The sequence below is a fragment of the Bradyrhizobium guangzhouense genome (assembly GCF_004114955.1).
Classification (GTDB): domain Bacteria; phylum Pseudomonadota; class Alphaproteobacteria; order Rhizobiales; family Xanthobacteraceae; genus Bradyrhizobium; species Bradyrhizobium guangzhouense.
In genome coordinates, this window is record NZ_CP030054.1 from 902,714 (window position 1) to 926,060 (window position 23,347).

The window sequence follows — 23,347 nt, forward strand, 5'->3', positions numbered from 1 at the left end:
ATCTCATTGGCCGCGGATCGGCGGGAGCGGATCTGGCGCCGTTGCGTCGGACTTGAGGATATCTTTTACGATAGGAACGAGCCAGTCGGGGAGATCACCCAAGTGGTCCTGCAAATCCTTTCGCATGCGGTGCCCGTCGTCGCCGTCGTTCAGGATGGACTTGAGGCGCTTTGCGATCTTGTCGCCATCCGAAGGAAGAACGTCGCGCAGCCAAATCAGAGCTTGCACCAACTGCGCGGCCGGGCGGTCAGCCCACAGAAGTCGACTTGGCGCGACTTTCTTGAAGTCGATGACCATTTGGTCGAGTTGGATCGGCTTCACGCGGGCGTCCGTCCACACGACCACCTTCGCCGGGACGGCGTTGGTAAGTCCCAAGTTGTTGGCGGCGGTTATTCCGTCGACCAGTACTTTGGCGCCGTCCCGTCTCGCGACCGCCTGAATCACCGACTTGTAGTCCGGTGGCGAAATCTTCTTCGTCAGTTGGTTGGTGCGAGCAAGATCGTAGAGACCTTGGTCGATGCGCCTGATGCGGTTGTCACTCCGGAGGCGGTGGAGGGCGACGTCGACAGCCGATCGAGTGCCGGTGTCCGCAAAATCGCGTGCGGTCCATACCTTGCTCGGCTGAGGGTCATGGCTCATCCGATCGTATATCTGGTTCGCTGTGCTAGCCATTTTACGGTTCCCTTGTAAGAAATTTGCGCCTTAAATCTTACAAAGTCAAGACCGCGTAAGAAATATGACTCATATTCCTTACGGCCGTCTAATTTCGGCGCCGGAACATATCGGAGCAGCGAAGCACCACGCGATGGGCCTCTTCCAGGAGCCATCGCGAGATTTCCGGCTGTTTCGGCGTCTTTGCCCAGTCAGATTACGTAAAATAGAGGATTCCCTCGGGTTGGTTTGGAAAAGTGCTAATTTACTTAGTATGGCTGAGCAAAAGGACAGAAAGCTAAACAAGCTCGAAAGGACTCTCCCTCAGGGGCTTCTGGTCGATGCTGCCTGGATGGAACGACAGGGTTATTCCACCAGCCTGCGCAGCCAATTGGCGCTTGATCCTGTTTTGTTCTCATCTAGAATATATTCCCAATAGAACGGCTCGCCCTGAGGCGTGGCCTTACGTCGACATGTCGTGATGCCTTCCGTGGAAAATCCCCCGGCCAGGTCGATATCGGCGACGCGGATGTGGACATCGAGAGCGGCGACATCGCAATCGCGCGCGGATGGTGTTCAATCCTGCTCTACGATGACGGGGGAATTCATGAGTTTCAAAGTAACCGCAGCCGGCGCTTCACACGAACCTACCCTGCATTGTCCCAACTGCAATCACGAGATCCGGTTGACGGAATCATTGGCCGCTCCCCTCCTCGCTGAAATTCGTCAGCGCTTTCAACAGCAGCTGGCCAGCAAAGATGCAGAGATGGAGCGTAAGACCGAGGCACTGCGGCTGGAACGCGAGCAGGTCGCTAAGGACCGCGAGCAAATCGAGGACCACGTTGCGAAACGATTGATCGCCGAACGTGCCCAGCTGGTCGCGGCCGAAAGCAAGAAGGCGCGAGAGGCGGCCGCGGCCGAGCTGCAGGCGAAGGAAGCGGAAGCCGCGGAGCTGCGAGCCAACCTGCTTACCAACAACGCAAAGCTTGCCGAGGCCCAAAAGCAGCAAGCCGAACTGATGCGACAGCAGCGCGCACTCGAGGGGGAAAAGCGCGAGCTCGACCTGACAATAGAGAAGCGCGTGCAGGCCTCAATCAGCGAAATCCAGATCAAGGCCAGGCAGGAAGCCGACGAGGCTGCGCGCTTACGCGTTGCAGAGAAGGACCAGACTATCGAGTCGATGTCTCGAACGATCGAGGAGCTCAAGCGCAAGGCCGAGCAGGGATCACAGCAATCCCAAGGGGAAGTACTCGAGCTCGAGCTCGAAGAGCTTCTGCGCGGACGTTTTCCGACCGATTCGATTGAGCCGGTTGGAAAAGGTGAGCTTGGGGCGGACGTTATTCAACAGATAAATGGCGCCATTGGCAAACCTGCCGGCATCATCCTTTGGGAAACCAAGCGAACCAAGGCATGGAGTGACGGATGGCTTGCCAAACTGCGTGACGACCAGCGTCGTTCCGCCGCCGACGTCGCTCTGATCATCTCTCATGCGCTGCCGAAGCACGTCGAGCAATTTGACCTAGTCGACGGCGTATGGGTGGCCCATCCGCGTTGCGCATTGCCGGTCGCCGTGGCGCTGCGCCAGGGGCTGATCGACGTAAGCGGATCGCGCCTCGTTCAGCAGGGTCAGCAGACCAAGATGGAGCAGGTTTATCACTACCTGACCGGCACGAAGTTTCGGCAGCGGGTAGAAGCTGTGGTTGAGAAATTCAACGATATGCGCGACGACCTGGACAAGGAACGCAAGTTCATGGGCCGGCAATGGGCCAAGCGCGAAACTCAGATCCTCGCCGTGGTGGAGTCGACCGTTGGCATGGTGGGCGATTTGCAGGCGATCGCCGGCAAAGCCATGCCAGAGATTCCGAGCCTGGATATGCCACTGCTTGAGAGCCACGCCGCTCCTGAACGAAAGGTGGGATGATGGCGGAAGCTGATGGCGAGCTCGAGTCGGAGAGCATACCTCGCTCCCGCCGCCTCCACCCGAGCCGGCGGACGGGATCGACTGAAGCTGGAGGCGTGAGGGAGCCAGGATAGCGGCACTCCTCGTCAGATCTCGTCTCCTCACCGGTTCAAGCGATTAGTCGAGGAAGCTAATCTCGATGCCCTTCATCCCCTCGCCGCTTCGCTGCTTACCTTTTTCACTTTGACTACCTGCCCGCCTTGCAACCTCTGATTATGTTGCTTTAAGACTTACTAGCGGGGACTCAGGTCGGTCCTGCAACTCGTCGCGAGGGTCCATGGAGTGGAAGGCGCACGGTTACCGGGTTGGTGCATCGAGCGAGACCTTCGATAGCATCCCAGAAAGCGCAGACGAACTTGATCGGTTCATCGCGCTACACCGCCGAAAGATCGAGCCGTGGCTCTCGGCGGTATTCCAAGCTGAGCATCTGAACCTCCTGCTTGGCAGCGGCTTTACCATTGCTGTGGGCTTCGCTGCCGGCGTCAAGGCGACGGGTATGGCGATTGCGACGGGGAAGTCGAAACATGCCAAGGCAATCCTCGTCACGCGACCGCAAGCGCCAAAAAGATGGGTCGCGGTCAAGCTAACATCGAAGATCAGTTGCGTAGCGCCATTGCTGTGCTCGATGGTCTTGACATCATCGATAAGGGGTCGGCGCAAGGTGTTCGCGACGACATTAACTCCGCAATCGCGACATTCCTAACCTCACTGCTTGCTACCGAGCGAGGTATTTTCGAAGCAAACAGTGCATCAGCACTGGCGACGGTGCAGTCATTTCTGCTCAGCTTCGTCAGCCGCGCCGCTTCACGCGAGCGTTTACATATCTTCACGACCAACTACGACCGGTTGATCGAACATGGCTGCGATCAAGCGGGGCTACGGATCATTGATCGCTTTGTGGGGAGCTTGCGTCCACTGTTCCGCAACACTCGGATCGAGCTCGATTATCATTACAACCCACCCGGGATCCGCGGTGAGCCGCGCTTTATGGAAGGCGTCGTCCGTCTGACCAAGCTCCACGGCAGCCTTGATTGGCGCTTCGACCCCATCGCGCATCGGATCTATCGGTCAGAGACACCATTTGGTGCCGACGACGATCATCCGAGCTTACCAGATTCTCCAGTTGATACCGTGATGATCTATCCTAATCCGGCTAAGGACGTGGAGACCACCCAATATCCTTATGCGGAGCTATTCCGTGATTTCGCCTCGGCAACTTGCAGACCCAACTCGGTGGTGGTGACCTACGGCTACGGGTTCGGTGATGACCACATCAACCGTGTTCTGCTCGATATGCTGTCGGTTCCGTCCGCACACCTCGTGATCATCGCCTTTGAACTAGACGATCGCATCAAGGGATTTCTCAATCAAACTCGTCCTGCACAAGTCAGCCTCCTCGCCGGCAACCATTTCGGAAGCCTCCAGCACCTCGTCGACGATTATCTGCCAAAGCCCGCGCTCGATTACATCACCGGGCGTATGTCTGACTTGCTGAAGAACCGCGCTTTCGCAGATGCCGCTGCGGGCCTGGCGCCAGCCGAACCGAGTCAGCCGCCAGCGGGCTCTGGAGGAGGAACGTGAGCTCCCCGATCGAACGGCTCGCTGAACTGGTCATCGGCACGGTCGAGTCGATCTCCTCGGATGAGATCCGTGTGCTGCTCGATCTCGATGCGCCACAGGCTACTGCGCTCAACACCGGCACACCGATGAGCTTCCCAAGGCTCAATAGTTACGTGCTGATACCGAATGAGGCTGGTGCTACCGTCGCCTACGTCACGTGGATCGGGATTGAACGATCGCCGTACCCCAAACGGTCGGGGCTTAAGGATTTCGGCCTGATCGATCTGCCATTCCCTCTGCGGAAGATGTCGCTCACTCCGATCGGCACCCTGTCTGTCGCTCGAAACCGACGCGAGGGAAGCAGTATGTTCGAATTGAGTCGAGGAATCGTTGCGTTCCCTTCGGTAGGCGATCAGATACCAATCCCAACGCCGGAACAAATCACAGCTATCGTCGGAGCAAAGGACAAGGACCGCCGCGTTCGCATCGGCTCGTCACCGCTGGCTGCAGATACCTCAATTATGGTCGATCCCGATAAGATCTTCGGGCGGCACGTCGCCGTACTCGGCAACACCGGTAGTGGAAAATCCTGCTCCGTCGCTGGGCTGATCCGCTGGTCACTCGATGCGGCGCAGGCCGCTCTTGAGAATGGCACAGAACAGCCGAATGCGCGGTTTATTATTCTTGATCCTAATGGGGAGTACGCCAAAGCATTTGCAGATAGGGGCGGAAATATCCGCCTGTTTCGTGTCCCGCCCATCGACCTCAACAGGGGTGAACGCGCGCTCCGTCTGCCGGCCTGGCTCTGGAACGGTCACGAGTGGACCGCGGTATCGTTCGCACGACCCGGAGCGCAGCGGCCCCTGCTGCTCCAAGCGCTTCGTGAACTAAAGAACGGGCAGCTGGCGGGGACGCCTCGCCAAACTATCGTCAGGCGGCATTTGTATTCCTATCGCATCATGATCGCCGCTATGTTGGCCGAAGGTGCCGCGACCTACGCTGGCAGCGCAAGCAATCGGCGGCGCTGCGGCGAACTGCTAGACAACATTGCATCAGACTGCAGCAATATGACGGAATCCGTTGATGGTGAGCACAAGACAGCTCTGGAAGAGATAAGCAGCATTATCGAAACTATCGCTAATTCCCGTCGGTCAGGAGACTGGTTCAACTCCTTCTCAGTACAGGACATGGAAGCGGTGCGGAGGTCACTGCAGAGCTTCGTAGATCTGGTAGAGGATGCTTTCGCCATCGCGCATCTTACGGAAGATGCACCGATACCATTCGACGTACACATGCTGCCAGAGCACCTTGAGAGGATAGCAGCGACGGAGGGAGGTGCGTTGGCCGGATTCATCAGCACGCTCGGCATGCGCATCCGCGGCATGATGTCGGACCCGAGACTCGGTCAAGTGATTGGAAGTGACCCGGCGATCACCTTCGATGCCTGGCTTGACGCGTTCGTGGGCAGCAACGCCTCGGCCAACGGACAGGTCGCAATCGTTGACCTTTCGTTGGTGCCTTCAGAAATAATCCACGTAGTCGTTGCGGTTCTGGGACGGCTGACGTTTGAGGCATTGCAGCGCTACCGACGGCTTCATCCTGATGGCAAACCTCTGCCCACGACCTTGGTTCTAGAGGAAGCACACAACTTTGTTCGGCGAGGCGCCAACGAAGATGGGCCGGCAGAAAACCCGACCCAGCTCTGTCGCGAGACGTTCGAAAAGATCGCGCGCGAAGGTCGCAAGTTTGGTCTTGGATTGATGCTATCGTCACAACGCCCATCGGAGCTCTCGCCCACGATCCTTGCACAGTGCAATACTTTCCTACTGCACCGGATCGTAAACGACCTCGATCAGGCGCTAGTTGGACGTCTCGTTCCCGACAATGTGGCGGGCTTGCTAAAGGAGCTACCTAGCCTACCATCCCGTCAGGCAATTTTGCTGGGATGGGCCACGCCGATTCCTTTGCTCGTGGAGATGGATGAACTTGCCGAGGCACATCGGCCGCAATCGTCAGACCCAGATTTCTGGGACGTTTGGATCGGCAAGAACCCACGTCCGATCGATTGGCCCACCCTCGTCGGCGATTGGACCGGCAGTGCGCAGAATTGAACAGACTGCGCTCCTCGATCAGACGTTTCCATGACTGCCGCACGCCTTATGAGTCCGACGGGAGAAAACAAGGTGAGCTGGTGATCTCATTGCTCAATGGCTTGCAGGACGAGACGGAGAGCGAGGTCGAGTTCGTCGAATCCGCTATTGTCATTCGGCGTCACAATTGATCCCTTCAGCATCCAATTTTGCATGCCGAATGACAGCTTGCCCGCTAAGTTGAGTGGCGTAAGTCGGCCGGCGTCAGCAGGCGATGAGATCGCTTCGACGGAAACACTGATCCGGCAGCAAGTGCCCGAGCATTGCTAACTGCGTTTCGTGTTGCGGGGACTTCGTGCTGAGCACAGACGAGGCTAGGGCCGAGATCGATCGGATCGACACCATTGCAATCAACTGGCGCCAAGTTTTTGAGGATGAGGGTGTCGACGAAATCGAAAGAATAGCACCTGCCTTCCCAATAGCAGACTGCTTTCCCCGCAAGCTCGTCTCCAGCCTTAGAGAGCTCAGCCGACTTTGCCGGCTGCGCTGGCCTTGCTTTTTACGGTCGTACTTCCACCGTTGTGACTGATAAGCACTTCTCTACGAGATGGAGAGCATGACCTTATCCCAGTTAGAGAATCCCTCCGCGAAAAAGGCCGGTCTTTTCGACCCCCGATCCTTATTCGATCGTTCAACTGCGCTCTCGACAAAGTCAGACGTATCGGCATTCAATGCCCGCACCACCTCTGATACAATATGGGGCCGACCACCGATGAGCGTGACCTCCGGCTCCGAGCGGCTCGATGATACAATCGGAAGTTCGATAAGCGCCGTATAGCACGACCCAAAACATTCGAGCGAAAAAGGCGTCAACAAAGCATCGTCAGAAGTCAGTTGAATTTCGTCAGGCCAATGGTTGAAGATGATATTGACGCCTGGCGTTGATGCTACGGCAAGAAATTCGATGTGAGTATCAACCCAATCGACGAAGTCGGCAAATTTAAAGCGGCGCGCTGTCTGCCGACCTGCCCGAACCATCGCCGATACAATCCTACGAAGAACTGGCGCGGCCGGAATCCAATGCGCAAATGGCCCTTCGCCTGGTGCCATTTCCAACTTGAGCTCTTTTCCCTTGAAACGGAGCGTTATCGATTTCTGCGGCCTGGCCAGTATGACGCCAATCTCGATGATGGCGACCGCCTCCTCCAGGTCGACAATTCGTTCACCGTCATAGTTGAGCGTTAGGTTCGCCTCCGCCTTCGGAAAGTCGATCAAAAATTCAAGGAAGTTGTTTGCAAGTCGCACCGGCCCGAGCTTTCCATCGAATATCGGAGTGACGAACATCTCGAGCTCTACCGAGGTCCACTCGCCTGCTTCCGAAGAAAGTTCAACCGTGGTTGACATCGATGACGATACGTTTAGCTCCAGCACCGCTTCCCGAAACTCATCGCGATCATTGTCGAGCGGAATTCCGAACCGGCGTCGCTCAATCGTCAGGTCCGTCACCTTAAGCGTGCGAGGGCCACCCAAAAAGAGCTGACCGATCTTTTCGCCCGCATTTTCTCCTGGAACGAAAAATCGACCGACAATGGATCTGTTATCAAAACCGCAAGTCTTGCGGTAGTCGACCTTCCCTGCAATATAATCGGCAGGTGCCCCTCCGAGCATTCCGTTTAAAGCCTTTGCCAGCCCTTCTCCTGCTGGAGACAATTCTACCGCACGATCGAGTGGCACAAGAATCGTGATTCTGTGAATGTTCCGCTTTCCTTTGGCTTCCTCGCTGCGAACCCGCTTGAGGGTGTCGTAGATCATTTTTTGATCGACCGGGACGAGGAGAGTGCGAATCGGCGTCCGCCCGTCTTTGACGAAAAACATGACGACGATCGCCGCCGGCAGGTCAGCATCAACGAGATGCTTGAGCGCCGACAGCTTGATCCTCGGCGGCTGAGATCCTTCTGTCGCTTTCACTTGGATCAAGAATTTCGGAAGATCGTTCTGGGAATCAAGCGGACGCTCTTTCATCCGCAAAGGCTCGCCTTCAAGGAGGTAGTCCCAGCCGAGACGGTCTGCCTGTGATTTCTGGGCACGAAACCCTTCCGGTTCACACCAACCGATGAACACATTCTCACCTCGCGCGCCAAGATCTGGAACGCTCACTGAATTCTTCATATTTTAGACCATAGCCTTAGCTACTGCTGAAACCAGATCGATAGTCGGGAAGAACCCGAGTTCGTGGAGTTGATGCAGTAATTCCTCAAATTGAAGGTGATTGGCGCTGCCCTTGGCGGCAAGCTTCGCCAGTTCATCGATTTTGCCGGCGAGTAATTCGATGTCCCGCTGGCGGCGTTTGGAGTCCGCAGGCGACAGCCGCTGCGGGCCATCGACAACAAACGCGGCCGAATGTTTTCGGACGTACTCCGCGACGTTGTCCAGCGCAATTTCGCTTTCGCCGGCCTTTGAAAAAGCCATGCTGATGCTGTACGCGGCATCTTCAAGGTACGGCCTGTCCCGCACGAGGTCCGGCGAGCTGTCTTTGCGGCGGTACCCGCTGAGAGAGAAGCTTCCGTTTTGCAGGTTGTAAAACCCGATCTCAAAAGGACCGAACGTCGCAACGCCTTTAGCGATATTGACCGACCATGGATTTTGCGGCCCGCCGCGAGCTTCGACCGCTTTGATCAGCCCGCTCACCTCTCGCGCATGAAGTCGCGCACGCTCGAGCTGAGCTTGGTCGTTCTCGAATATGGAAATGGCGTCCGGCTTCCAAGCCAAGTGCCGCGCGTGGAGTTGGTGCCAGGCACGCAGAGCGGCTTGGGCCGGACCGGGAATTTCCTCGCCTTCCATCCATCTTCGAAGCGTTCGCGTCGAAACTCCCAACAGTTGCGCAGCCTCGGCCAGGTCGAGGCCCAGAAATGTCAAAATTTCAGTCAGCTCAATACTTGTCATTATGTAAAATCCGTTTTGATAATTTGTCCTTCGTATTTTGACAATATGTCAGAAAAAAGAACCTGCTTTGTCCCCCTCCCCTTCCGCGGGAGTGTCGTCCCGACGCGCGAGTTGGCGAATGCCGTCACCAAAACAGATTGAAAAATGGACCGCCGCTACTCGGTCGTCGTCATCGCATTCCGTCGGTTCAGACGCAGATTTACCGCAAGAGTATTGGGATTCAATCCTGGCTGACGCGAGCGTCGGAACGAGTCCAGGCGTGCCAATTCAGCAGCGACGGCTATCGGAGATCCCTCGTCACGTTTTGCGGGTGACCTGCCAGCGCTGCAGTCGAATCGTTGAGATCCGAAAAGGCAGATGCGGTCGGGTCTTTCGATCAGCATGCAGTCTGGAAGGACGTCGGGCAGAAGTCGGCCGATCGGACATGTCAGAATCGTAGCGCGCGCTACGAGGAGGATGGCTGCTGGCTATCTTTCAAGAGCTCCTAAAGGATCCGCTCGCGATCGGTTTGTTACTCAATGGCGCTTAACCACCATCCAACACCCCTGTCCGGTGGCGATCGCAACGCTCTAAAGAAGGAGCTGGGCAAACGACTCCTTGAAATCGACGGGCAGGGCCAACCCGAAGGGGTAGGTCGTCGGAAAAGATCGGGGATGAAGGAGCCTTAACAAGCGGGACACGGATCGGGCTAACGACTTCACGCCGCCCGAAAAGCGGCCGGCTTCGAGTCCAGTTGAGAGGCCGCTGCCCGCTTTGGTGGCATCTGGCCCCTATCGAGCCCACGAGACGCGGCTTCCCGAAGTCTATCTTGTTGAGACGCTAGGCTGTCAGCCGGCGACCGCCGTCGTGCTGATCGTGTCGCCACGGTGGCGAGACTTGCCTGCCGATCGCCTGCAGATCATCCATCCAGGCAGCCGTTTGGTCCTCGACACCGGTAGCACACATCTCCTGCCCGGCGCCTACTATGTCGCTCTCCGTACTGGCACATCATCGCCACCGAGGAAACTCACTTTTCGCCGGCATCATCAGTCTGATCCCGACAGCCGCCTTCACAGGCATCCCGCAGTCGGGGCGCGCAGCACGCAAAGGCGTAGAGAGAGCGAAGCGTCTCCTTCTTGGCACTGTCGTGCAGCCCGCACCTCGTTCGTAATCAAAGCCTAAAGCTGCCGCGATCCGCATAACCTTTGGGCCGAATATCCAGCGCGGCGATCAGGTCCAGGCGCTGCTTCCGACAACCAAACTCGGGGTGATCTCCCACCTGGAGCCACGCTCCGTCACGGCGCTCAAGCCATCCGGATGCAAACACCTCGCCCGCCAGGAAACCGCCATTTGCCGTTCGGACCCAGCGTTCGCCGTCGATCGCAGGCCACAGAGCAACGTGGATTGATAGCTCGTCCCAATCCGCGTCGTGAACGCTGGCAATCGCCGCAATATCCTCGATCATGAATCGGTACGTTCGACCATCGTCCCCGTACCTCGGATCCAGCAGCGGCCAGCTGTTTTCTCCTGCACGCGGCGTAAACAATCCCTGGTCGATGCCAGCATTGATCCCGGCGACCATCACATTGCGCCAGGCCCGCCGCCTGCGGGACCCGTCGTATTTCACCTTGGTTACCCCCTTGGACGCGGTCGGAATCACGTCCGCACCCTCGTAGTTGAGGCGATCGAAGGAGAATCCGCGGAGGTCTTCGTCCGATGTCGGAACACCCGTCATCGCCGCGAGCCGGCTCAGGAACGGCAATTCCTCGAGCAATGCAAAGTCCGGATGCACCGGTGCACGCTCCAACATGCGGGCTCGCAGCGCTGCATGACTTGCAAAGCCGCATGCGGCTGCGATCGCCTCGGTCAGATGGGATGATTTGTAGTTCGGATAGCCCTGCCTAACCGCACGCTTCACGGACGTGAGCGCAGATTCAGTCAAAGGGATAGCGGTCAAAGGATCCACCTGTTCATATCGGCGGCCGATGTCCACAGATTACGCACCGACCTGGATATGACGGTCGATCCAAGGATTTGAAATAGTGCCCACTTTGACCCTGTGGCAGGTCCGGCGAGACGGCCGATTCGAAGAATGCACGATCTATCAGCCAGCTTTCAAGGACCTAGGCGCCTCAGGGCAGCCGCTCCATAGGGGTGTAACTTCCCGTTGACGGCTCCAATGCTGTTCGCGCGCTCGAGGAACATGACAAGCCGCCAGTGCACATCTACGTGCCAACCGATGAAACGGTTGGCGGAGCGCGCGGGCGCCTTACCTCGTCCGCTCATCGTCTCGCTTGTGACCGCGCAACTCGGCATCGATTCCCTGCTCTGCCTTGCGGCGACGGCTATTGGTGAGCTCCGAAAGCTCATTCTTTAGTGCATGCCGCCGGGTTTCAACGGCGGGCATGTCGTTCACGAATTGCCTAACCTGGCGCGCGAGCGCGTGATCTGCCGCCGCTCCAGAATGCTGCAGCTCGGCTGCGTAATCGAGATATCGCCGCCGGATCGCATCCTGACGTGACTTGATCTGCTCGTCCCAAGGACGTTTTGCAGTCGTGCCGCCCCTCACCTCCGAAAGCACCTCTTTCCGGGCGAGCCGGTCGACATCAGGTACGATTTTTCGCTTGCGCATAGCGAGCACCGCCCCGCGATCGGCCTTTTGAACTCGCCCGCGGGTTCGCCGCGGCGTTGCCTCGGCCGCTATCCCGCGAAGCCGGAGTTCGCCAGCAAATCGCTCCCGCCAAGCCTGCAGATCTGCCTTCCGAGGGTTGAGACGCTTGCCGTCGTGGCCCAGGGACCGGACGGTCAAGTGCACGTGGGGATGTTTGTCGTCGAGGTGCTGGACGAAGACATAGTCATGATTGTCCCCGAACGTTTCGATGGCAAATGCCCGGGCTGAATCCTTGACGGCGACGGCATCGGTGCCAGCCGGCATCGACAGAATGATGTTGATCGAAAGCGACCCATCACGGCGGCGCTTGTCGTCAAGGCCGGCATCATCCTCCCAGCGTTGCTGTAGGTCTTTCAATCCGGAACGACCGGCCAGACTCGCGCCCTGCTCTGTTTCCGCATCGAGCTCGCCGTTTCGCGTGATATACGCAAGGTGCGACTTGAGATGCGCCACGTCCTTGGTGCGGCCGGTGATCTTGACCATCACCTCTGGCGCTCGGCGCACGATCCGTTCGAGCTTCGCGCGCATAGCCGGCGTCAGGCGACTAGGAACCGCCGGATCGGGGATATCCCACTCGGCCCGCCGCGGGCGCCGATTGGGCGTTTCCCAAACATATGAGATCGGCGGAAGCTCGGAGGCCAGGTCTGCCGGCCGCGGCTTATGGCGCCGACTCATCGCCGCCCATCCCAATAATCCGCGTTGCCGTGCAGCGCATTGCGTAGTTGCGCGAGCTCTTTTTCGATGACCAACTGGGCCTCTTGAATTGCGGACAGATCGGGCTCGACCGCCCTGCCCTGCAGCACACTGGCGTTCGCTGCGCGCGCGATCTGATTGATGTTGCCGCCGATCTGGTTGAGCTCGCGAACAATCGCGCGGAGCGCCTCGTGCTCGCCTGGAGAATGCTGCACCGGTGATCCCAACCGCGAGCGCACCAATGCAACGATCCAGCCGGTTCGGGTCATGCCGCGCTGATGTGACACTTCCGCGAGCTGCCGCATCTCGCTCTCGCGAAATCGCACCGTCACCTTCTCCGGTCGCCCGACAGGCAGCACGGAGATGCGCGGCACTGGTTCAGCAAGTGCCTCAGCAATGAGACGCCGCAAGAGCGCGGATTTGCCGCCCTGGGTCGCTGCCAAAGCTGAGAACTCCGCAGCGACTTCGTCAGAGACGCGAAGCGAGATCAGAGCCATGCACTCCAATCCCAATCGCGATCTAATACATCGCTGGCGCGAAGCCTATCCTGCACTAGAAAAAGCGAATCCTTCCACTCCCTCCGTGTTGGTTCGAACCAACAGGCTCGGCATTCAAAGCTCGGGATTTGCTGCAGGTGAGATCCAACCCAGCCGACGATCGATGCGCAGAATTCCTCCGGGAATGGCGCCGCCGTCAGCCCCGGTGCTCTTATTCCACGAACGCCGCGCGTGGAGACCGGCAACATTGGCACCGGGTATGTGGACCGCGGCTTACCAGCAGCCTCCGGCCTCTCTACGGCGCTGTGGGGGGCGCGTTCGGCCTCCGGCTGCTGCGCTAACGCGCCATCCTTCGGATGGGAAATCCGCTCCGCCGGCATGCCAAGCGCAGCGGTCTTTCTGAGGAGACAGTCGAAGGCCAGCTTCATGCGAAAATGATCTCTTCGATGGTGATGGTCGATGCCGGCACCTCTTCCACTTCTTCTGCGCCATCGACCAACAGCACGGCATGGCGTGAGCCTTGAGACGCGAGCCGATCGACGAGAAGACAGCCCGCGCGATCTTGGTGGCGCACTCTGATCGTCACTGACGAACTCATTCGCTCATTTCGATGGACGGAAGACCTGGAGCTCTTCTCCGCGGCCGCCGTTACACGGTCTCTCTCTATGGGTCGCAATGCTACTTGCGGTGCGATCGGGCCTCGCGCCGATTGAGCTCCAGCGGCACCTTCGCTATCAGCATGGGAGCCCCCAACTCCGCTACGAATTTTGCGAGCCAGCTGGCGGGCGTGGGCGTCGGTGAAGCTCTCCTGTGCTGCACATATGGTCTCGACGGCGTTGGGCTGCTCACGCCAAGCCTGGTAGAGTTCATACACTGCACGGATTGACGAGCCCGCAAGCTTCGACCGGAGAAATTCCGGCATACCAGGCGGCGGGATCGCTCCTGATGGAAGCTGGGTTCATTGTCGCCCCGGCTTCTTCCTTCCCGTTCGCGTGCTATCACGATTGCATCGTCGGCTATTCCTGGAGCGCCTGCAGGCGGCGTTCGATGGCACCAAGCTCCAGTTGTTCGGCCATCTCGCGCACCTCGTCGAGCCAGCGGCATTCGCCCGCCATCTAAACGCCCTCCGCAAGGTCGAGTGGGTCGTCTACGCCAAGCGTCCCTTCGGCGGACCAGAACAGGTTCTGACTTATCTCGGGCGCTACACTCATCGCGTTGCGATCGCCAACGGCCGGCTTCTTACCTGTGAGCAGGGCCACGTCCGCTTCCGGTGGAAAGATTATCGCGCCGGGAACAAATCCAAAGTAATGACGCTCGACACTGAGGAGTTCCTTCGTCACTTTCTGCTTCACATATTGCCGAAGGGGTTCCGCCGCATCCGTCATTTTGGTTTCCTGGCGAACGCCTGCCGCGCCGCCAAACTCGCGCGCATCCGAGCGGCACTTGAAGCCCCGCAGCCACCTCCGCCTGCCGAAGCTGTCGACTATCGTGAGCGCTGCGCCATCCTCCTTGGTCACCGCCTCGACGTGTGCCCCATCTGCGGAGGCCGCATGGTCGAGATTGGGCCTGCGCCGCGTGCGCCGCCGCGACGCGCACCTCGCTGCGATACATCATGACCGACTACCTCGACTTATTCGCTCCCACTGCACGTCAAGCGACGCAGCAGCGCGCGCGGGAGGGACCTGTGGGCCGGTGGGGCGATCGGGCGCGCGGTGGTCACGCGTTTGTCCTATCGTCGGCCCGCCGGCGCAAGCTGTCGCCTCACCTCCGAGGACACGACCGCCGTGAGCTCCTCGTTCAACTGCGCCGCGATTGAATTTGCCACCCGCAGATTCTCTTCCTTCTTAGTGGCGGCCAGACGTTGCGCTTGCTGAAACACTGAGGCTGCGAAAGCAACCGCGGCGTGTTCCTCCGCTTGCCCACCACTATTATTGAGTTCGGCGGGGAGCTCGAACGATCCTCCCGTCTTGCCGTCCAGAAAATCCCAGCAGGTCCGAAATAAGTGGCGATAGCCTTGGGTTGCTTCCGGCCCCCTATCGACGACGCCGGCTTGCTTTGCGTACTGAAAATCCCGCTCATAACCGAGCTCTGTCAAGAGCTTCGCCCCAACCAGGTCGGTCACGACTTGCATCTCTTCGATGCTCAAGTCAGTTTGCCAAGCCTCCACTGAGCGGTCATCGACGGCCTTTCGCTCCAGGATCTTGCGATCTCCGAAAGTGCTGGAGCGGAGATAGTCCGTCTGCCCCCCCGGCGCCGATCCCGTCTCGGTCGGAGTGTAACCGAGGCCGGCAAGCACGCGCCGAATTTCGTCATCGGGGTGCGCCACAAGGGTCTCATAGTGGACCACCTGCGTCTGAGGTCGACTGCGGTATGCTGCTAGCGCAGGCAGGCCCAGGACAAGATCTGCGAGAGAAGATGCGATCGCGGGCGTGGGCTGGCCCAACGCGATATCGGCGAGACACGATGCGATGGCGGGCGGGGAACTTGCGGCCAGCAGAGGGACGCCCCATGTCGTCTTCAGTGATGCGGCGATGGCGTAGGGGTTACGCATGAGAACGAGACGCGGTGCTTCCGGATAAAGGGAATCCAAAAAGTCGAGCACCGTCCAATAGCGCGGCGTCTTGTCTATGAGAGTGCGTTTGCCTGCAGCAGCTAAATACTGGCAATAAGCTGCATCGGAAAAAGCGCGGGTAACGATCATCCGATCTATTCGCCCCAAGAACTGCGAGGTTGCGCTTTGAACCAATGATGCGCCGGCTGGGTGGCGGTGGTCGACTTTACCGAAGGCCTCAAGTGCCAACATGAGCCACGGTTCAGGCGGAGCCAAAATATCCGGGTGCCGCTGCAGCAAATGCGCTAGCAGCGTCGTCCCCGAGCGGGGAAGACCGAGCAAAAAGCACACCGCAGGCGCATGGCTTACATCGCGGTTCATCATTCAACAGCCTATCTTGGACAGACCGAGCGTCCGTCTTAAAACCTTCGTCCGGTAGAAAGAGACAACACCAGCAATGGCAATCCAGATAGGGTCAACCATCCCTATCCTCAGATGACGTGACATCCGCGAGGATGACATCATGCCGCGACAACATTCGATGGCCCTTGTGGCAGCTTTGGCTTGTTCGCTGCATGAGCGCCTACTGCGCGCTTCGGATGGACGCGCGCCATCTCCGATTGGCAATGCGTACGTAGATTGCCCGTTGTTCAGGTTTGTTGCAGATAGACCGTAACTCTCATCGATCCCATTCGTAGCGGAAATGGAAGACGACCCTATCCCTGTTTCGCATGATCTGGGTGCCATGAATTCAATCCATTTAGCCAGCCACAGCACCGCACCTGAGATCGGCTGCGCCCAGCTCCTTTCGGGGCCGGAGCCTCCAAGCATCGCCCCGCCGCGCGGAGCTAAGCCATATTGAGACCATCAGAAAAGCTATACCGTGGTTTATCGGAAATAAGCGGCAAAGCGACCGCGGAAGCCCGTCGCTTCGAGCCGCCACGATGCCATTCCCTCGCCAGCCAAAGAAGACGGTAGCTCATCTCGATGTCTAAGTGCGCCATCTGAACCCAATATCCGCCATTCGTAGGATCGGCAAAACTCAATAGTTTTGATGGAGCACATCCATACCGTGGATTGATGGCTTAACCGGCCAACGGCCTCTGCATCCAAAGAGACACGGCCGTGCTCTGCCTGTCATCTCGCAAGGAACAGAGCAGGGGTGCCGAAATCATTCCCGCATCTTCGGCATCCCCTTAAGCGCTCTTCTACTCCACACCATCATGCTCGTCGGCACGCGATCAGCCGCGCGAGCCCTCCAGAAGAGCAGGGAGCATCTCAAATGCCAGACCACCGCCGGCTGCCGCCGCGATACTTGCGGAGCCCCGAAGCGGCACGCTTTCTCGGCCTGTCCGCCGAACTTTGGAAAAGCATCGCACATACGGTACGGGGCCGACTTATCGCAAGCTCGGTGGGCTCGAAAACCTCGAAGCCTTGGTGGACCGCGGAGCCAAGAAATCGACCAGCGATCCCGGCACAGGAACGGTCTTGCTCGCAAAGCGGCAAATACCGCATTCCTTATGTGTCGCGCGCCATGGAAAACTGCCCCCCATATTGCCTCAGATGACAATGTTACCGAAGTCACCCTGGTGTCTTCTGGATCGACTGCCGCGAGTCGGAGCAAGCCGCTCGCGAAGCTCGCCCCCCAGAGCGCCGTAGCGAGCGAGCGGCTTGCGGTGCTTCAGCGAAAGAACCTGTCAGGATTAAATACGAAGGCGCGAAGCTTGGACCGATAGTGTGATCTCTGTGTTGCTGATGAGCTGTCGAGCGGCCTTTGATCGCCAATTCTTCACCAATCGCTGCACCGTGCGCCGCTGATGGCCGCTGAACCGACCGGGCGCATGCGCTTCCAGCAGGGAGAGAAGATCGACCGCAGACAAGTGCGGAGCTGCGGCGAGCCATTCCTCGATGATGGGAATGTATGGGTCGAGCATCGATGGCCGACGTGGCACAGGCTTGCGCCGCACATAGCGACGCCGATGAATGCCTCGCTGCTCACCCTGTTTCCAACCATCGCCGAGCTCTCGGGCAAAGGCCGCCAAATCACTGTGCCCCTGCGCGACAGTCATCGCTGACTTTCCAGCCCGTTGATCGACACGCTTACCCAACTCATTCTGAGCGTCCCGCATCTGTGCCAGCAATGCCACAGGATCAAGCGTCCGGTAAATCTCCCGCAGCCGACCTTTGAATGCCTCATTGAGCCTCGGGTGGACCAATGCTTTTTCGTACGGCGTAGCGGGAGGAAGATAGCACTTGATCATCTTGGCACCTTCGCGGTGCTTCTCCTTCAGCTTAAACGAGGGCTGGAAGAAATTGATGTATAGCCGGGCCGCCGCAAACAGGCGAACCAATGAACGGGCGGCATCAATGCCTTCAAACCGCCCGTAGCCCACCAGGCGGCGAACGATAGCTCCGTTCTTTTGTTCAACGAATGCCTGATCGTTCTTCTTGTAGGCCCTGGAACGAGTGACTTCGACATCGTGAGAACGGCACCACGACACGACCGTGTCGTTCATGAAGGCGCTGTCGTTGTCAAAATCGAGCCCCCGAACGGGCCAGGGAAATAGGTTCTGCGCGCTCGAGAGCTTCGACCACAAGAGCTGCTTCACGCACAACAAGCGGAAAGCATTCGGTCCACCCGCTGATCTGATCTCGCGCTTTGCGCGCATGCTGATCTTCCCTGCCATACCTGCCACCGAACTGATTCGGCAGCTCCGCCCCAGACACGGCAGAGAAGTTGTCCGGTAACATTTTTAGTGAGGCAATGCGGGGGGTCAGTTCCGGATGGCGGGAGCCGGTGACCATGTCGAATGACACATGCTCTGCTTGTGGGCAACAGCGCGGTCGACTCGATCTGTTTCACTCATTCCCGGCGATCTGGCGCCGCACGGATCCACGCCTCGCTTGAATAGCAACTGATGGAGCATTTCTATTATGGAGTTCGGTTGATCTCTCCTACTGAAACCATGACACTATTTAAATTCGCATAATTAATTATGGAATACTTTCGCAATTCTTGGAATATGGTCGAGTATGATCTCGGATTACTTTGATATACTTCCACTGACATTTTGTCCAGATCAGCCGACTTGTGGCGTGTCGCACGCCGGCTCCGAGCCCGGAAAGTGCCGCTGGACGTAACCGCGACGGGCGTTGCGCCTGAGCCAGGACTCAAGAGCCTCGACGGCTTGAACAGATCGAGTCGCCGTCGACCGCGCCCACCGAGACGGCCCCATTCGCGCACCAATGCCGTATCGCCAAAGAGCGTCGGCTCAATCGTGAGCACATAGAACCGCGCCATGTTACGGGCCGGATCGCGACGCTCGAGCACGAGATATTGCACGGTGAGTTCGGACATGCGCCAGAATCGCAGCCGCCGAATCGACCGTCCAATTAAATAAATGAATCGATCAGCGCCAACGATTCAAAAATTTCATGCTGACAACGAGACAGGTCGCGGCGAGGCTCGCGATGGGCGACTGAGCTGAGGCGCGCTCCGGCCTCGCTGGGTGGCAGCGTCTCCCCTGGAGAAGCCGTCTGAACAAGTTGCCATCGCATGGCCGCCAGGTAAATGGAGGGTTTCCTCCTCCGACCCCATGCGTTGCGCAAGACTTTCTCGACTTGCGCGACGAGCTTCGCCCTGTGCTCGGCAGGCAGTTTGTCCAGATTGATCTGCTTCCAGCGTATAGCCGGCAGGTCCGCCGCGCCAGGGACGCCCAGCAGGCTCCAATCCGGCTCGCCGCGCTTGAGGTCCGCCATCACGGCGAATGCGCAGGAGACATCGATATATTCTTCTCAACGGCTGCCTTCTCTGGATCCCAAACTAGAATCCAACACTGACCTTATCGGAATGCTTTGCGAGCTACCTTTTCAAGGTCTGCGGCCGCACTTGACGACCAGCCGTTCCGCTGAGCCCATCGGCGGACCTCAACTGGATCAAACGAATGCCCTTCCTGACGCAGCTGCGCGATTGTGCGCTCTGCGTGTTTCTTGTCTGAGGGATGATTGAGACCCGTACCCAAATTGACGGCTTGGGTCAGGCTCTGCAGCGCCTCCTCCACGGGCTCGGGCAAACTAACGGTCGGTGCCGGTGCAGTAGTGGCTCCTACGATCTGAGCTCCCCATGTCGCTCGCCAGTTTTTGCCGTCGGTATCGTTCCAAGGAAGGTAGACGATCGCTTGCGCGCCGATCGCATCGTCCAGCTTGTTCATGTCTTTGTCCGAGATGTGGCCGCCGATCAGCAGCCCATCTGACCAACTCCCCCGGGAGGTCTGCGCACTTTCCAACTTCATCTGAACGCCCTGCGCCACCAGAACGGGTTGCCCCTTGACGAGCGCCTTTACGACGTTCGGTCCGAGGAATTCGGCCACGATGGTCCGATCGAAGCCGCCCTTCTGCGGCACCACCAACGTCACGCTGGAGATATTCCTTTCCTTGCAAATTTCGAGGACGCTCTTGAAAGCGAGCCGGACCTGGTCCGGCGACCGCTCAACGACATATCGCGCGACTGATGCCACCTATTGTTCCCCTTTAATAGAAAAGCGACCGATCAAACGTAGTTGCTTTGCAAAAAGTTGCATCGCGAATGCGAGTGGTCCTTCGACAATGAGCGAGCGTCGCTTCATGTCTCCCGCCATGCTCTACCGATTTCCCAAGAGCTTGGTTCGAATGAGACTGAATAACTCGGCCTGATACTGCGCATCATGCAGGGCCTGATGATCGCCCTTCAACCGAGGCGACAGGCGCTCCGTCATTTTGCTCGATCGCGTATCGGCCCAATCGCACCCCGTCGCACCCATGAAAAGCGCCTTGATGTCCAAAGCCGTGAACCCGAATGGATTATCGCCCGTGAACCGATGGAAATAATAATTTACGAATGACCAATCGAACGGCGCGTTGAGCCCGACGAAGACGACCGAGCCGTCTTTTTCAACAAGCGCGTCGAGCCACTGCGCGAAGGCCCGCATCGCCTCCGCCGGTTCGAGCCCGTTCTTGGCAAGCTCATCCAGCGACAGGCCGGAAACCTGCAGGGCTTTCGGATCGGCATTGCGATTGATCGGCTTCAATTCGCAGGAGAAGGTCTTTGCCGGATCGTTGACAACGCAGGCGCCGATCGACAGAAGGCTGTACTCACCGGGGATCGGCCCGGCGGTTTCAACGTCGACTGAGACGAACACTTCGGTTTTACGCCTCATGAGATCAATGGCTCCGCCGGCACGAGCGAGGGTCGCGTGCGGATCGCCTGCCAATGTTCGCGGAAGGCGCGCCGGCGATCCTCGGCCGCGCCGCTGTTCTTCCAATGCAGGCCAGAGAGCGTGGTGATGTCAAACGGCAGGTCCGAGCCCTCACGCGCCGTCACCATAGTAGGCAGCCCGCGACCCAGAGCATATCCCAGCTCGAGGAAACAATTCGATCGTCCGCCGGTAATGTCGGCGATCACGACGGCGCTGCGGTGCAACTTGGCGAAGATTTCCTGATCGATACGGGCATGGTCGTGGGCTTGCCGGCCGTCGATGACGACGAGCCGGTAGCCAAGCTCGTTCTCGATCACCGGCTGCACGACGGTGTCGAAAAAGTCCTGCACGTCGGCATAGTCCGGCAGCGCCGGATTCAGCAGCCGCACCGCGAAGGCCTTTGGTCTTTCCAGGGACTCGAGCAGGTCGACGAGGACCGCGACGCGATCGGGGATGGACTGGCGCGGCGGAAACCGGATCTTGTTGAGCCAGTCATGGGCGTCGCCGTCATCCGCAACCTGGAACAGGCGGCGGGTTTGGCTGCTAGTCAATCCGAAGCTGTAGAGCCGGCGAGCGCCCGCCGTTTCCGGCGACACGGGAAGATTGAGGGGAATGATCGGCTTTCCGGCATCGTGGTAGAGATTTGCGAGGTAGAGGACCCCTTCCGTCCCCCCGAGCGCGACAAGAATATCGCCGAAGCGGGCCTGGGCTTCCATGCGCTTGCTGGCCATGTTCCAGTGCGCGGCGTTCTCGATCTTGACCATTGGCGAGCTGCGCAGCTCGTCCCATAGGTCGGCATACTCAGCCGGGACCTGATCTTCGCTCTTGTGGTGCTGCACGGCGACCGCGAGCGGGCCCGGAACATTCGCCGGGCGTGACGCGAGGCTCTCCCTGAGCGTCTTCCAGATCAGCCAGTCGAAGCAGATCGGAAGCCCGTCGGATTTGCGCAGAGGTTCAGCGTCGACAGGCACGACGAAATTCGCACCGCGACGGGCCAATTCCTTGACCAGCGCAGCAACGAGCTCGCGGGCCTGATTGACGTCGGCGGTCGAGGCGATGGCAAGGTCTTCGACGATGCTGCCGGCAATGTGGATGCGCCGGCCGAACAGAGGGGAGCGCGCCATCAGCGATCCTCCATCACCGGCGACGCGGTGATCGCCGCGGCGGCGAGCTTGAGTTGATCGAAGCGCAGTGGCCCGCTCGGGAAGGCCTTTGCCAGCGCGGCCGGATAGAGCCTCGTCCTGATATCCGAATAGGTCCAGGACGGCTTGCCTGCCCGCGCTCCGGTGGCTTCGACGAGCTGCGATAGCTGAATGGGCGTCAGAGACAACCCGGCCAGATCCATCGTGAGCAATTGGCGGCGCTCGTCGTCCGTTGGACGGCGGAACTCCTCGATGATGGCGGCGCGGCGGCACAAGGCAGGATCCAGGACCGACAGCCGGTTGGTGCACAGGATCACCACGATCCGGCCGCCGTACTGGCGCAGGTCATCGACGCCCTGAATGAGCGTGTTCACCGCTACCTTGTCTTCGTGGTGGCTGTGCTCCTGGGCGCGCGAGGCGGCGAGGCTGTCGCCTTCGTCGATGATCAGGACCGCGCGGCGGTGCTTGCCGGCCGATTGAATGACCTTCTTGAAGGCTTCCGCGATCAATGTTCCCATCTCGCCGACCATGCCGCTGCCGCGGACGCGGTTACTCAGCTTGAACAGGATCGAATCTTCGCTTCTGGCCTCGATTACCAACTTGTTGGCGATGCACTCCGCTGTTGCGGTCTTGCCGGTGCCGACATCGCCGTGAAAGATCACCAGCGGATACTGCTCGGCGACGAGATCGCAGATCGGAAGGCTCTTGCCGTGATTCTTGTGGCTCCAGCCCGCCAGCTCGCGGACATTCAGCAGCAGACGAAGCTGATCGTGGACCCGCGCATATCGGGTATCGAACCCCAGAAGGGTCTTCTCGCGTTTGGCCAGCGTATCGCTGGGCAGCGGCGTCTCGCTGTCGAAGATGCTGGGTTGACTCACGAGGCCCAATCCTTGCGCTGCATGCCATAGGCATTGCTGACATAGTTGCGGCCGCCAGCCGACGAGAGAGCGGCATGGCTGGTATCGTCGTAGCAGGTCACCCAACCGATCTTAAGCTTACCTTTCGTGGCTTCGCGTGCGGCACTGGTGTAGTCGTCGGTGTAGCTCAGCACGACACGAAGCTTGGCCCCTGCGACCTTCGGCCAAAGAACGCCGCCGGGCCGGCTCGTAGACAGCGAGCCGGCGTCGGTATCGACTTCGAACCTGACGGCCTTGATCTCGACCCCACTGCTGATCAGCGTGACGTCGACCCATTTGAGGTAGCCGTCCTTGGCCAGGACCTCGATGTCATGGGCGTAGTTGCGAGCCTCCTCCGGAGTCCAGCAGCCGGTGCTGTCCGCGATCATCACGAGATCGGCGTTGACGCGCCGAACGACGTTCTCGATGTCGACGTAGGTGTAGGTCGCGCTCGCGCTTCTGACCTGGGTCATGCTCATC

At 58.9% G+C, this 23,347-nt stretch carries 19 protein-coding genes and 2 pseudogenes; 5 read left to right on the top strand and 16 right to left on the bottom strand.

What is annotated here, in order from left to right:
* Positions 1-3: 3 nt before the first annotated feature.
* Positions 4-672, bottom strand: a complete 669-nt coding sequence (locus XH91_RS38245) for a DUF6088 family protein (RefSeq protein WP_128929578.1) — start codon at positions 670-672, stop codon at positions 4-6.
* A 586-nt stretch (positions 673-1,258) separates the two neighbouring features.
* Between XH91_RS38245 and XH91_RS38255 the strand changes: the two genes are divergently transcribed.
* The 3 genes from XH91_RS38255 to XH91_RS38265 all read left to right on the top strand — a co-directional run bounded on the left by XH91_RS38255 (position 1,259) and on the right by XH91_RS38265 (position 6,282).
* Complete coding sequence (locus XH91_RS38255; protein ID WP_128955173.1) at positions 1,259-2,572, top strand: DUF2130 domain-containing protein; 1,314 nt, start codon at positions 1,259-1,261, stop codon at positions 2,570-2,572.
* Between the two features lie 606 nt (positions 2,573-3,178).
* Positions 3,179-4,192, top strand: coding sequence for an SIR2 family protein (locus XH91_RS38260; protein WP_232995577.1), 1,014 nt, complete (start codon positions 3,179-3,181; stop codon positions 4,190-4,192).
* The gene (locus XH91_RS38265; protein WP_128929580.1) at positions 4,189-6,282 is read left to right on the top strand and encodes an ATP-binding protein; all 2,094 of its coding nucleotides are present in this window, start codon (positions 4,189-4,191) and stop codon (positions 6,280-6,282) included. The genes XH91_RS38260 and XH91_RS38265 overlap by 4 nt, the downstream gene beginning before the upstream one ends.
* Before the next feature lie 579 nt (positions 6,283-6,861).
* On the opposite strand, the gene XH91_RS38270 is transcribed toward XH91_RS38265, so the two are convergent.
* From XH91_RS38270 to XH91_RS39830, 6 genes are all read right to left on the bottom strand, one after another.
* On the bottom strand, positions 6,862-8,418 hold the full coding sequence (locus tag XH91_RS38270) for a hypothetical protein (protein WP_128929581.1): 1,557 nt from the start codon (positions 8,416-8,418) through the stop codon (positions 6,862-6,864).
* A gap of 15 nt (positions 8,419-8,433) precedes the next feature.
* Complete coding sequence (locus XH91_RS38275) at positions 8,434-9,204, bottom strand: helix-turn-helix domain-containing protein (protein ID WP_128929582.1); 771 nt, start codon at positions 9,202-9,204, stop codon at positions 8,434-8,436.
* 1,150 nt (positions 9,205-10,354) lie between these two features.
* Entirely contained in the window at positions 10,355-11,176 is an 822-nt protein-coding gene (locus XH91_RS38285) for a hypothetical protein (RefSeq protein WP_232995578.1), read from the bottom strand.
* Between the two features lie 276 nt (positions 11,177-11,452).
* Positions 11,453-12,382, bottom strand: coding sequence for a relaxase/mobilization nuclease domain-containing protein (locus tag XH91_RS38290; RefSeq protein WP_232995579.1), 930 nt, complete (start codon positions 12,380-12,382; stop codon positions 11,453-11,455).
* 143 nt (positions 12,383-12,525) lie between these two features.
* A complete protein-coding gene (locus XH91_RS40330; protein ID WP_128929583.1) occupies positions 12,526-13,044 on the bottom strand; it encodes a plasmid mobilization protein in 519 nt (172 codons plus the stop codon).
* Positions 13,045-13,468: 424 nt separating this feature from the next.
* Entirely contained in the window at positions 13,469-13,630 is a 162-nt protein-coding gene (locus XH91_RS39830; protein WP_232995580.1) for a hypothetical protein, read from the bottom strand.
* Between the two features lie 334 nt (positions 13,631-13,964).
* Here XH91_RS39830 and XH91_RS38305 point away from each other — a divergent pair.
* A pseudogene (locus XH91_RS38305) lies at positions 13,965-14,660 on the top strand (IS91 family transposase); the annotation flags it as partial.
* A gap of 113 nt (positions 14,661-14,773) precedes the next feature.
* Here the strand turns inward: XH91_RS38305 and noeE are convergent.
* Positions 14,774-15,979, bottom strand: a complete 1,206-nt coding sequence (gene noeE, locus XH91_RS38310) for a nodulation protein NoeE (RefSeq protein WP_276575773.1) — start codon at positions 15,977-15,979, stop codon at positions 14,774-14,776.
* An 898-nt stretch (positions 15,980-16,877) separates the two neighbouring features.
* On the opposite strand from noeE, the pseudogene XH91_RS39835 reads away from it, so the two are divergent.
* Positions 16,878-17,098: pseudogene (locus tag XH91_RS39835) on the top strand (helix-turn-helix transcriptional regulator); the annotation flags it as partial.
* Positions 17,099-17,298: 200 nt separating this feature from the next.
* On the opposite strand, the gene XH91_RS38320 reads toward XH91_RS39835, so the two are convergent.
* From XH91_RS38320 to XH91_RS38355, 8 genes are all read right to left on the bottom strand, one after another.
* Positions 17,299-18,282, bottom strand: coding sequence for a hypothetical protein (locus XH91_RS38320; RefSeq protein WP_128929584.1), 984 nt, complete (start codon positions 18,280-18,282; stop codon positions 17,299-17,301).
* Between the two features lie 245 nt (positions 18,283-18,527).
* The gene (locus tag XH91_RS38325) at positions 18,528-18,953 is read right to left on the bottom strand and encodes a WGR domain-containing protein (protein WP_371746380.1); all 426 of its coding nucleotides are present in this window, start codon (positions 18,951-18,953) and stop codon (positions 18,528-18,530) included.
* Between the two features lie 35 nt (positions 18,954-18,988).
* Positions 18,989-19,354 carry a hypothetical protein gene (locus XH91_RS40065; protein WP_128929585.1) on the bottom strand — a complete coding sequence of 122 codons (366 nt, stop codon included), beginning with the start codon at positions 19,352-19,354 and terminating at the stop codon, positions 18,989-18,991.
* Between the two features lie 83 nt (positions 19,355-19,437).
* Complete coding sequence (locus XH91_RS38335; protein ID WP_128929586.1) at positions 19,438-20,112, bottom strand: DUF1889 family protein; 675 nt, start codon at positions 20,110-20,112, stop codon at positions 19,438-19,440.
* A gap of 123 nt (positions 20,113-20,235) precedes the next feature.
* A complete protein-coding gene (locus XH91_RS38340; RefSeq protein WP_128929587.1) occupies positions 20,236-20,790 on the bottom strand; it encodes a 3'-5' exonuclease in 555 nt (184 codons plus the stop codon).
* On the bottom strand, positions 20,787-21,953 hold the full coding sequence (locus XH91_RS38345; RefSeq protein WP_128929588.1) for a hypothetical protein: 1,167 nt from the start codon (positions 21,951-21,953) through the stop codon (positions 20,787-20,789). Before XH91_RS38345 ends, XH91_RS38340 begins: the two co-directional genes overlap by 4 nt.
* Positions 21,953-22,849: an AAA family ATPase gene (locus XH91_RS38350; RefSeq protein WP_128929589.1), complete on the bottom strand. Its 897-nt coding sequence runs from the start codon at positions 22,847-22,849 to the stop codon at positions 21,953-21,955. The genes XH91_RS38345 and XH91_RS38350 overlap by 1 nt, the downstream gene beginning before the upstream one ends.
* Complete coding sequence (locus XH91_RS38355) at positions 22,846-23,346, bottom strand: HORMA-1 domain-containing protein (protein WP_128929590.1); 501 nt, start codon at positions 23,344-23,346, stop codon at positions 22,846-22,848. Before XH91_RS38355 ends, XH91_RS38350 begins: the two co-directional genes overlap by 4 nt.
* Position 23,347 lies beyond the last annotated feature (1 nt).